The 11,186-nt window shown below is 56.8% G+C and carries 12 protein-coding genes; 1 reads left to right on the top strand and 11 read right to left on the bottom strand.

Features of this window, described 5'->3' with window-relative positions; genetic code table 11:
• From RAC90_RS20155 to RAC90_RS20105, 11 genes are all read right to left on the bottom strand, one after another.
• The coding region (locus RAC90_RS20155) for a phage tail tape measure protein (RefSeq protein WP_375124716.1) at positions 1-2,739 on the bottom strand (2,739 nt) is incomplete at its 3' end.
• On the bottom strand, positions 2,732-2,854 hold the full coding sequence (locus RAC90_RS20150) for a GpE family phage tail protein (protein WP_013027006.1): 123 nt from the start codon (positions 2,852-2,854) through the stop codon (positions 2,732-2,734). The genes RAC90_RS20155 and RAC90_RS20150, both read right to left, overlap by 8 nt.
• Before the next feature lie 14 nt (positions 2,855-2,868).
• Positions 2,869-3,171, bottom strand: coding sequence for a phage tail assembly protein (locus RAC90_RS20145; RefSeq protein ID WP_110957525.1), 303 nt, complete (start codon positions 3,169-3,171; stop codon positions 2,869-2,871).
• Positions 3,172-3,229: 58 nt separating this feature from the next.
• Positions 3,230-3,745, bottom strand: a complete 516-nt coding sequence (locus RAC90_RS20140) for a phage major tail tube protein (RefSeq protein WP_054633114.1) — start codon at positions 3,743-3,745, stop codon at positions 3,230-3,232.
• 12 nt (positions 3,746-3,757) lie between these two features.
• Positions 3,758-4,930 carry a phage tail sheath protein gene (locus tag RAC90_RS20135; protein WP_375096980.1) on the bottom strand — a complete coding sequence of 391 codons (1,173 nt, stop codon included), beginning with the start codon at positions 4,928-4,930 and terminating at the stop codon, positions 3,758-3,760.
• Between the two features lie 117 nt (positions 4,931-5,047).
• Positions 5,048-5,650 (bottom strand): tail fiber assembly protein, encoded by a 603-nt coding sequence (locus RAC90_RS20130; RefSeq protein WP_375096981.1) that lies wholly within the window; start codon positions 5,648-5,650, stop codon positions 5,048-5,050.
• Positions 5,650-6,933, bottom strand: a complete 1,284-nt coding sequence (locus tag RAC90_RS20125; protein WP_375096982.1) for a phage tail protein — start codon at positions 6,931-6,933, stop codon at positions 5,650-5,652. The genes RAC90_RS20130 and RAC90_RS20125 overlap by 1 nt, the downstream gene beginning before the upstream one ends.
• The gene (locus RAC90_RS20120; RefSeq protein WP_375096983.1) at positions 6,930-7,538 is read right to left on the bottom strand and encodes a phage tail protein I; all 609 of its coding nucleotides are present in this window, start codon (positions 7,536-7,538) and stop codon (positions 6,930-6,932) included. The genes RAC90_RS20125 and RAC90_RS20120 overlap by 4 nt, the downstream gene beginning before the upstream one ends.
• Positions 7,535-8,452 (bottom strand): baseplate J/gp47 family protein, encoded by a 918-nt coding sequence (locus RAC90_RS20115; RefSeq protein ID WP_375096984.1) that lies wholly within the window; start codon positions 8,450-8,452, stop codon positions 7,535-7,537. The genes RAC90_RS20120 and RAC90_RS20115 overlap by 4 nt, the downstream gene beginning before the upstream one ends.
• Complete coding sequence (locus RAC90_RS20110) at positions 8,439-8,792, bottom strand: GPW/gp25 family protein (protein WP_375097017.1); 354 nt, start codon at positions 8,790-8,792, stop codon at positions 8,439-8,441. The genes RAC90_RS20115 and RAC90_RS20110 overlap by 14 nt, the downstream gene beginning before the upstream one ends.
• Positions 8,792-9,370, bottom strand: a complete 579-nt coding sequence (locus RAC90_RS20105; RefSeq protein WP_375096985.1) for a phage baseplate assembly protein V — start codon at positions 9,368-9,370, stop codon at positions 8,792-8,794. Before RAC90_RS20105 ends, RAC90_RS20110 begins: the two co-directional genes overlap by 1 nt.
• Before the next feature lie 88 nt (positions 9,371-9,458).
• Here RAC90_RS20105 and RAC90_RS20100 point away from each other — a divergent pair, with 88 nt between their 5' ends.
• On the top strand, positions 9,459-11,177 hold the full coding sequence (locus tag RAC90_RS20100; protein ID WP_375096986.1) for a hypothetical protein: 1,719 nt from the start codon (positions 9,459-9,461) through the stop codon (positions 11,175-11,177).
• Positions 11,178-11,186 lie beyond the last annotated feature (9 nt).

Genomic DNA, 11,186 nt, shown 5'->3' with positions numbered 1-11,186 from the left:
GCTTTGCTTTGTGACCTTTTCCTGCACATAGCTGCCAGCGGGCAGGCTCATGGGATGAAGCGGGCGCGCAGCGGCAGGTGCAGCAGCCATCCCCATCGCCAGCGCCGCCGAGGCGGCCAGTGCGGCAGTACGGCGGCGGCTGGTAATGCGCGCCGGGCCGTTGACCAGCTCCGGCCCGTTCTCGCCCGCGATGCCGTACTGACCGGCGGGAATGTAGCCGCCGTTATCAAACAGCCCGGCAAAGCCGGTCGCCGTTTTGACGCTCCCGACGACAGCAGCGGGCCGGTCTGGCGCTCCGGCGTCTGGCCTCATGAAATCAGGCAGAAGACTGAAAACACGCGGCGGACTCGGCGGGACCACAGGGCCGTCGGGGTGTTTACCGCCACTGGTCGCGGCAGGGACCACCGGCTTGTCGGCGGACGGTTTCATGAAGTCCGGCAGCAGGTCTGTCATTGATGACAGCCTGGCCTTGAGCGCCTCCCATTTGGCCGTGATGCCGTCGAGCATGGCGCTGATCATGTTGCTGCCCGCTTCTTTGAACCGCTCCGGCAGTGTGCTGGCCGAGTTAACCAGTTCATCCCACTTCTGCGACACGGCTGCCTTAATGCTTTGCCATGCCCCGGCGATGCCGTCACGTATCGCATCCCAGCCTTTGCCGATGATTACCTGCAGCGCGCCATTTGCGAACAGGGATTTAACCCATGTCCACGCACCGGCTATTTTGCCTCTGATTGCCTCCCATGCCGCCGACGTGTTATCTGTCACCTGCTGCCACAGTGCCGCAAACTTCGGCCCGAGGGTGTCCCAGTTACGCCAGATGTAAACTGCTGCCATTGCGATAAGGCCCAATACGGCCAGAATAGGGTTGGCAAACATCAGGCGGCCCAGCCAGATAACACCGCTGCCGACGACACGCAATGCCTTACCGATCATCCCGAATGCGCCCACGCCCTTAAAGCGCAGCTGAGCCATGCTCAGCCTGATAACCGCCATCGGCCCGACAATGGCCGCAAAGCCGATGGCTAACGTTCCCAGCCCGATGACGATGGCAGACACCGCCGCGCCGACTTTCACCAGCGTGCCAGCCAGCGCTTTGTTTTTCTCGATCCACTGCGCCGCCATGCCGGTGACCTTTTTAATCGCCCCCATGATGTCCATCAGCGGCTGGCGCAGCGTGTCGCCCAGCCCGCTCATGGTGTTGGCTACGCCGGTTCTGGTCAGCATCCACTGTGCGGAAAGGGAATCTTTATTGATGTCAGACTCTTTCTGCATCGAGCCTCTGGCGGCATCGCCCTGCGTCAGGGCCAGCTGTCGGCGCAGCTCCGGCAGGTTGTTGGCAAGCTTCGCCGCATCCTTGCCGAACTCCTTGCCAAATATCATCGTCAGGGCAGACAGGCGTTTGTTTTCCGGCAGTTTTTTGACCTTCTCCAGCACGCTGATGATGGTCCCCATCGCGTCCGTGGTCATCTGCTTTTCAATCTTTTTCGGGTCAAGCTTAAGCAGCGTCATCCCTTCCTGAAAGCGCTTGCCCTGCATGGTGGCAATCGACAGCTCGCGCACCATGGCGTTGGCCGAACTCGCCGCAATCTCAGAGGTGGCACCGAGTGAAAGGAACGTTGAACCCAGCGCCGCCGCCTTGCGAAAGTCCAGCCGGTCGGCGTTGCCGCCCATGCGCTGCAGCACGTCGATAATGTCTGCGCCTTTCGACATGGCGTTATCGTCTAAATAGTTGAGCGCATCGCCCAACTGCTCAATGTTGCGGGTCGGTATCTTGTACAGCTGGCTGATTTTACCCAGCCCCTCGGCCAGCTGGTCGGCGGGCAGCTCAAACGCCGTTGACGCTTTGGCCGCCGTGGTGGCAAAGGCCAGTAAATCGCGCTTCTGGTCGGCGTAGGAATCATTCTGGTTCGTCACACCCATGCGCGCGCCGCCCTCAACCAGCGCGGCATAGTCAACCGCGCCGTGCTCCATCGGCAGTTGCTCACTGGCGGCCTTGATGGCGGCCTGCATGTCGTAAAACTGCGCGGTGCGGTTGCCCTTGTCATCGCGCAGGCCGTTGACCTGCTTTGCCACGCCCTTCATGGCGTCTTCCATATCCGCCGAGGCTTTGATTGCTGCAGCAAACGGCACGCCCATTGCCATGCCCGCCGCCGTGGCTGTCGCCCCTGCCCCGGCCACCTTATCGCGGGCCTCCAGCGTTTTGCCGTAGCGCTCACGCACGGCGCGCAATTTAGCCTGGCGCTCGCCCAGCTTTTTAAGCTCGCGCTGCTGCTGCTCAATCGCCTCCGTTGCGGCGCTGGCGTCGGTTTTCAGGCGGCGCTGTGCCGCGCTCAGCTGCTTTGTATCAATACCGGCGGCGGTCAGCGCGCCGCGCTGCTGCTGTACCGAGCGCAGCAGGCCGTTGTAGCTCTGCTGCAGGTCATTAACACGGTTTTTTGCCTGCTCAAGCAAGCGGGACTGCTGCGCCGTGGGGCGGTTGGTGGCGGCAAACTGCGTCGCCAGTGCGGCGGCCTCCTGCCGGGCTGAGGCAAGGTTTTTTTCAGTAACGGCAAGCTGCTGGCGCGTTTTGCGAAAGCCGTCAATGCGCCCGGCCTGATCGTTCAGGCTTTTCAGGCTGTCTTTGCTGGCTTTGAGGGCGGCTGACAGCTCCCTGGAGCCGTCGCGCGCATTACGGAAAGGGCGGGTAATTTTATCTACCGCGCTTAATACCACCTGCAGGCGCAGGTTTCTGTCACTCATCGTCACCGGCTCCGTTACGCAGGATCGCTTTGTGCCGCCACATCAGCACGTCCGCCAGCGACTCCGCGAACATGACCGGCGGCGGCCAGTGAAACACGGTGGCAATGTCTGCCACCAGATCGTCAACGGTCAGCTCTGCGGGAAAGCCGACAGCGCCGACTTCGGCAACAAAAAAGTGACCACCTCCACCGACAGCGCCAGTAAATCGGCGGGGTCCATTTCGTTGACCTCCTGCACGGTCAGCGCAGGCGTTGACACGCGCGGCAGCACGGCCATTACCGCGTTGACGTCCATTTCCATCAGCGCCTGCAGGCGCACGCCGCGCAGTGCGCCGGACTGCGGCTTGCGCAGGACAATCTCTTTAATCTCGGTTTTGCCGCGCATGATTGGGGTGTCCAGGGTGACGGTCTTTTCGTTGATGTTTTCGCTCATGTTCTTAATCCACTGAATGAAATTGATAAAAGCAGCAGGCCAGCGCCTGCCGCCGTGATTACAGGCCCAGCGCGCTGCGGTGCGCTTCCAGCAGGTCTTTGCCGTCAACGATGTGAACCATGTTGACCAGATCCACCTCGTAGAGCACTTCGCCGTTAATGGTCAGCTTGGCGTAGCTGTTGGTTGCCGACACTTTGGTGGTGTTGGAGTCCGCCGTTTTCCACTCGCCGGAATCCAGCTCCTTGTAGCGGCCACGGGTGACCAGCTCCACCGCCTGCACCTCGCCGGTGTCGTCGCGCTGAATGGAGCCGGTAAAGCGCAGCTGAATGCCGTCAATCGTCGGCGTACCCATCTGTTTAAACAGCTTCGCCTCGGTGCCGCCAATGGTGAATTCCGTATCCAGCGCGCCATCGTCCAGGCCCATGTCAATATCTACCGCGCCCGGCATCCCGCCGCCCCGGTATTTTTCAAACTTCGTGGTGAGTTTCGGCAGGGTCAGCGATTCGATCACGCCCTGCCAGTTGTCGCCTGCGTTAAACAGGTTCAGGTGTTTTAGCTTACGGGGTAAGGCCATGTGTTCAGCTCCTTATGCTTTAACGCTGGCGGCAAAGTTGACCAGATACTGGTCCGTGATGCGCTGGCGCAGCATCAGGTTTTCCAGCGGCGGCACCGGCGTATAGTCGTAATCGATAATGAGTTGCCCGGCCTTTAGCGTGTCTTTGGTGTTTACGGTGTCATCCAGCCAGCAGTCTGCGCCGATGAGATAGCCCTGATTCACCATGCTGCGCAGTTTGGCGCGGATACTTTCGATGATGTCGCGGGCAAGCGAGGGATTAAGCGCGCCGTCAACGGACCACATCTGCGCCTCGGCCATCGTGTCGGCCAGCACCTGCGCCGTGCGGGTGTAGCACTCAAAGGCAAACAGCGGGTCATCGCTCAGGCAGCGTGAACCCCAGAAGCGGAAACCGTCCTTGCGGATAAGCGTGGTGATGTCGTTCTGGTTCAGCAGGCCCGCATCGGTTGCCGGGTCCTGTAAATCCCAGAACACGTCTTTTGAAATGCCGGTGACGCCGTTCACGCCGACGTTAGACAGGGACTTGTGCCAGCCGGTCGCCTCGTCAATTTTGGCGCGCAGTCCGAGCGCGCGGGCGGTGGCATACGCCGTCGCGTCAGCGTTCAGCACGGTGTCAAAGCTGATGAAATCAGGCCAGATAAGCATCCCTTCGCGCTGGCTGAAATTGGCGCGGTAGGCAATGACCTCTGACACGGTTTTGCAGCCGTACGCCGAGATATACGCGAAGGCGCGCAGGGTCTGCGCGACGCTCAGCAGCTCGGTTGCCACCGCCTTTGTGTCATGCCCCGGCACGCCGAGAATGCGCGGTTTGACGCCGCAGACGTTCTGCGCGGCCAGCAGAGCTTTCATGCCGGTGCGCATCCCGTCTGCGGTCACGCCGCCGATGATGTTGGATGTGGTTTCCGCCTCGGTTTCGCCCTGCGCGACGCGCACAACGACGACAAGCGGTTTTGCCTGGTCGGCGATGGCGTCCAGTGAGGCGGCCAGCGTACCGGTTTTACCGGCCTTGCCGATGGCGGTAGTGACGTCGGTCAGTAAAACCGGACGGTTGAGCGGAAACGCTGCCGCGTCGGCGTCGTCGGCGGTGCAGACCATGCCGATGATGGCCGTGCTGACGGTGGTAATGGTTCGGGTGCCTTCGTTGACTTCAATAACGCGCACGCCGTGATGATAATCCTGTGCCATAGAGCAGATCCTCTGTTAAGGGGTTCCGCTATGGTGAAAGGGATGGCGCGCGGGCGCACCCTGCGGCCATTGTCTGGCAGATGACACAAAGGAAAAAGGCCCGAAACGGGCCTTTGATTACTGCGCGGGCCGGTCAGGCCAGCTGACAGCGGGTGCGGTGGTGGGGTCTGTCGCCTGCACGGCCTGCAGGTAGGTCATCCATGCCGTGAGTTTTACCTTATCGTCGGGGGAAATAATGCCGAGCATCAGCTGCGTCTGCCATGCCTGTGTCACGCCCGCCGCCTCGGTGATACGGGCGTTTTTCTCCGCCTGGGCCGCTTCAACGGCGGCGCGCTGTTTTGCCGCTTTGTCAGTTACCCACGCTGCGCCGCCCCACCGGTCAAAGGCCGTTTCTGGCTTAACCGGCGTTGTCCCGGCCGGATAATCACCGGGCTGCGTCACTGTAACCGCCTCACCGGTTGCCGTGCTGTAAACCGTTTCGCCGCGATGGTCCGGCACCTGCTGCCAGCTGCCGTCTTTATAAACGCACACCTGCCCGGCAACGTCATCAGGGGGCGCGACTGCCGTAGAGTGCGCGGGCAGACCGACACCTTTTGGCAGAAACTCCAGGCTGCTGCCGGTGTAAATCCCGCTCGCCTGATCAAAGTTAAACACGTTTACGGTAACGGGCGCGACAGCCAGGCCGTCCGCGCTCAGTGCTTCACTGTTCTGCTGTGACATTATGCTGCCCTCACGATGTAGTTAAATGCGACGTTACGCGGGCGGGTAGAGGCGAATGCATACCAGTTGTACGAATCCATCGCACTGCTTGCCTTGTTTATCCAGGTCTTGCCCTGAATCATCGCCAGCTGGCCGCCGGTTAACGGGTCACTGAATGCGTAATTCGGTGAACTGATGGCGCTGAAATCGCCGGATTCGTTATCGTCATAACCGCCCACTACCGTCGCCTCCTGTGCGGACAACAACGCGCGGGACGGGTCAACCCCGCGTCCGTCATCCCAGCCCCTGATAAACTCGCCGCGCAGGTCAGGCAGCCGCAGCGACGGATAGGCTTTCGCCAGCTGCGGGTAGTCTGACGCGCTGAACGTGGCACCGTTACACCTCAGCCAGCCTGATGGAGCTGTTGCAACAGGCCACGGCACCGGCACGCCGACAGGCAGCGCCGAACCGTCGCCCAGGCCGAGATTTTTAAGAAACGCGGACACGTTCGCTATGTCGCTGCCGTTTTTCGCGATGTCCATTTTACCGGCCAGCCTGTTAAGCACCGTCGTGGAAAAATTCGCATCGCCGCCCAGCGCGTCGGCCAGCTCCTTGAGGGTGTCCAGCGCGGCAGGTGCGCCGCCCGCAAGGGCGGTCAGCGCGGCCTGAACAAACGCCGTGGTTGCCAGCTGCGTACTGCTGTTTCCCGCTGCCGCCGTGGGGGCTTTCGGGATGCCGGTCAGGGTCGGGCTTTCCTTCGGTGCATACTGCGTATGCGGGTCAGCGGCTTTCAGGTGCGCCGTCATCAGGCTGTCAGCGTACTGGCGCACCTCTAATACTTTTTCGTCCACATACTGGCGCGTCGCCAGCACCACAGACGGATCGACTTTCAGGGTCACGGCCTCGGTACTGCTCACGATGATGAGCATACGCAGGCGCTGCGTGCGCCCGCTGCCCTCCTGCAGTTGCGGCTTATAGGTTTCTGCCGTGTTGCAGACCGCAATCAGCGAGCCGTCAGCGTCAAACAGGCCCATTTCCCTGATCCAGAAACCGCCCTCGGTTTCGGGGATAACCTGCTCGGCAATAATCTGGCTGCTGTTGGCCGCATCCACGGTCAGCGAATTAAGCGCCGCACGGCGCACCTCGTTAACCAGCTTTGTCTGCGCCGCGTTGGGCGTTGGCAGCGTGCCGCCGCCGTCGCCAACGGCCATGTGGGTGATATTCAGTTTTGTGCCGAGCGACACGGCGTTAGCAATCTTCGCCGCGCCCAGGTTGGTCACTATGGCGTAAAATTTCTGTGTCATGGTCCCACTTCCATCATGTCGATAACGTGAACCGCCGCGCCCGCATATGCCGGGCCACTGACGGAGATAAGATCGGGCGTGTAGGGATAAACGGCAAGGTCGTCGCCGTCGTAGCTGGCCGCACCGGTAAAGCACGGGCCGCCGCTCTGCAGGTTGATGCTCATTCCCAGCATGTGACGACTGCAGGGTTTGGCATCGCTGATAAGCCGCTCAAGCTCCTGATAGGTTTCCTCGGTAATCCCCTGATCCTGCACGCCAATATCCAGGCGAAACGTGCCGGGCGTCTCGCCGGTTTTCCACCACTCCAGCACGCGGATCAGAAAGCCGAACGGCTCCACCACGCGGCGCACGGCGCTGATGGTGCCTTTATGCTGATGGATGTAAAACGCATCCATCACCACGCGGCGTTTAACGGTTTCTGTCCAGGCCTCGTCCCAGCGGTCCACCGAAAATGACCAGGCAAGGTAAGGCAGAAACCACACCGGACAGGCGGCAGGGTTCCACAGGTCGCGCAGCGGGACGTCCAGCCCGCTGATGCCGCTGCACGCCTCTGCAAGCCTGCGCTCAAGCGACGAGGATGCGGGCGGTAACAGGCTCTGGCTCATCCTTTGCCCCCGTTATCGCTGGCAACGGTAACGGCTACCGCAGTGCAGTTGCCCGCCTGCGTGCGGTTCAGAATGATGTCCTGCGCCGGTTCGGTGATTTCCACCCAGTCCACGCCCGCCACGCGCAGCACCGCCCCGTAAGACTCGCGGCGCACGCTGCGGCCCAGCTTTTTCTGGTCAGTCAGGTAGGCATCCATTGCGGCCTGCGCCGCCTCCAGGCACGGGCCTGCGGCCACGCCGTCAAACAGGTGCAGCGTGGCTTTTACCTGATAATCAAATATCGCGGCCGCCTGCACCGTTACGCGGTCTGCCACAGGGCGCACTTCCTCGGCATTTAACGCGACATTCACTGCGTTCAGTAAATCCGCCGTTGCCGCCCCGCTGTTGTCCCGGCTCAGTACCGTGATCAGCACCTCCGCCGGTGCCGGACTCGTTGCCGACACGTCAGACACGCGCCCGTCGGCACTCTTGGCGTAAAACTCATACGCCGCCGTCGGCCCGGCCACGCTCAGCCCCTCAAAGGCACCCGGCACGCGCAGGCGTAAATCGTCGTCGGACTCCATCACCGCCGCCACGGGCGGCATGGCGTCGGGGTTAGCCGGGCTGATGGTCAGGCGTTTAACGTTGTTGTTAGCCGCCAGCTGATCCAGATCGGTGCCGAGCGCATAGGCCACCATGACCGCCTGCGCCGCCTCGTTGATGCGCTGGCGCAGCAGGATTTCGCGGTAGACGTTTTCCTGCAGGCACTTGACCAGCGGATCGGATTCCAGCGCCAGCACGCTGCGCATGGCGGCCTGTTCGTCAGCCGGATACAGCGCAATCAGGTTTTCTTTACGTTCGGCCAGCAGCGTTTCAAAGTCCGGCACCTCAATGACTTCCGGCGCGGGAAGCTGCGATAAATCAATCACTGCCACGGTTCACCCCCGTTGGTATGGTCATTGCCAGCGGCGAACCGTCGGCACGCTGTGCGTTTATCTCAACGACCATCGAACCGTCATAAGCCGTTGTGTAATTCACTGAAATCAGCCGGATGCGCGGCTCCCAGCGGCTCAGTGCGGTGTAGGTTGCCGCCATGACCTGTATACGGGTGACGCCGTTCTGCGGCTGATCGATGAGCGCTGAAAGCATGGAGCCGTATTCACGGCGCGCCAGGCGGCTGCCCTCCGGGGTCATCAGAATGTCGCTGACGCTCTGACGAATATGATCGAGATCGGTCAGTGCTTTGCCGGTGTCGCGGTTCATGCCGAGATACATCACGCCGGGCCTCCTGATGTGTCAGTGCCGGACTTAACGCCGCCGTGTTTATGGGTATGCACCTCGACGCCGTTAGAACTCATCGCGCCGCCGCCCTGCGTCACTGCGCCGTTAATGGCCGTTTCACTGTTGAGGGTTGTTTTACTGGCCTCAACGCCGAATGCCTCAGTCAGCAGCTGAATGCCGTCCGCCGCTTCGATGCGCACGCTTTTGATGTTCTTTATCAGCAACTGGCCGGTTGCCGGTTCGTACTGAAAAAATCCGCCGTCGCTGTACTGCGTGGCGCTGCCGTTCTCTGAATTCGCAGGCGGCGGGAATGCATCGGAATAAATGGCGGGCAGCGCAAAGGCGGTTTCAAGATTGCCGCCCATGCTCAGTAAAATGACCTGTTCGCCAACGGTGGGCTGCCACCATGTGCGCGTATTACCGGCGCGCAGGGTGAGCCAGTTAATCCAGTTGGTTTCGAGGTCGCCCGTTTTCACCCGGCACAGCCAGTTAACCGGATCGACTTGGGACACGGTGCCGGTTCGGATCAGGTTGGTGATGAGGCGCATGATTTCGGTAAGTTTTTCGTTCATTGAAAGAGGATGCCATCTATCCAATGAAACTAAGAGCATGTAAGGTTGTGCTAATGTTGGCACAATCAAATTTCATCGGATAAGACCCATGTTACAGATAAGCAATGGCAATTTTTTTACTGGCAACAGTTTTAATGAAACAACTCATAGATCCCCTCTTTATACCAACATGCAATTCTTTACAGATTCATTCAGCCTTATTATTGGGAAAATATATAAATCAAATAAATTCCACGACAGCAACATTATCATTGCAGAAGTTTTTGAGAAGCAAGAAACCCATGATGAACATGGTAATTTGAATGCACTAATATCAACTTCTGGTCATGAAATGATTGATGACTTCTCTTTATTAATATCATTCTACCTGAACACGCTTTGCACAACCTCTTTTAATAACGCCACGGAATTACTAAGAGCAAGCCCCACATCCCGCAGAAAAACCGACCCAAGAAAATACATCCATAGATTCTTTGATGAATCAGTTTTTATTCAAGATGAAGAAATGAAAGAGTTAAACGAATTCACATACAAGTTACTCAACACTAGTCGAAGTAGCTATGAAACTTCTATGAAAGCAATGCGCCGATATGTCACAGCAATGGCAAGAATTGCTGATGATTTCGATGCGGCTTATGCCTTACTAGTAGCGTCAATTGAATCGCTGGCTCAATATCACACTGATTATAAGACAAACTGGCAAGACTATGCAGATAATAAAAGAAAGCCTCTTGACAAAATCCTTAATAAAGTCGAGGAGGATGTAGCCAACCAAATTAGAGAAACAATAATATCTCAAGAGCACATTGGGATTAGCAGGAAATTTTTTTCTTTTGTAATGGATGGTTTAGAACAGGATTTTTACAATCCCATTGGCAGCAATAATTTCTCAGTAATAGGAAGAAGAGACTTAGAGATTGCCATAAAAAGTGCTTATGGGATGCGTTCGAAATACATTCATGCACTTTCATCACTGCCAAAAGAAATAACAGATCACCCAACTCATAATTACATGACTTATGTTAATGAAAAACCGTTCCTAACTTTTAACGGCCTTGCTGCAATTTCTAGAAATTTGATTAAAAATTTTGTATTGAAACAAGATGAATGTAAAAGCGAAAGAATAAATATCATATCACTCTTGCCAAATGTAGTTACTGGAAAATGGGCAGCAGAGTATTGGATGGGCAACAAGGATGAGTATGCGAAAGGAAATTACGACATGTTTTTGAACGCTTTACTTGATAAAATAGAACTAATACTTAAAGGGCATAAAGGGATAGCAATTCCTGATATGACGCCTGTTCTCAATAAGATTGAAGTTGAGATTAAAAAAACCAAGAACAATATTGAGAAGTGCAGCATGCTAACTTTTTATTGGTTATGCATCTTGTATATAATTCCAAGAGATAGAATATCTGAATCAACAATCATCAATGATAACATTCATCACCTCCAGGAAACTAACATTTACTCACTACTAATGGCTGCAATATTAAATCAAAAGGATATCGAAAATGCAGAATCAGAATGGGAATTTTTTAAAAATTACGCTCGAACCAAATACAACAAAAACACCCTAACAATTTCAGAATACTTCGAATCGCTGATCTCCATGTATTTTGTAGCAGCGTTTTCTTCTCTAGGTAACAAGGAAAAAATTGATGAAGTCAAAAATCATATTGCTATAAACCTGCCTAATGCAAAAGAAGCAAATGATTTTATGAAAAATTATGCATTTCCATCCATTGTAGAAGTAAATGACATCTATCAAAAAAAGGAGACTAAAGAACAACCTTCAAAATAATCTTCTTCC

Origin of the sequence: Pantoea sp. CS_6 (assembly GCF_041954745.1) — a bacterium.
Classification (GTDB): domain Bacteria; phylum Pseudomonadota; class Gammaproteobacteria; order Enterobacterales; family Enterobacteriaceae; genus Pantoea; species Pantoea stewartii.
This window is presented reverse-complemented; position numbering and strand designations above follow the sequence as displayed.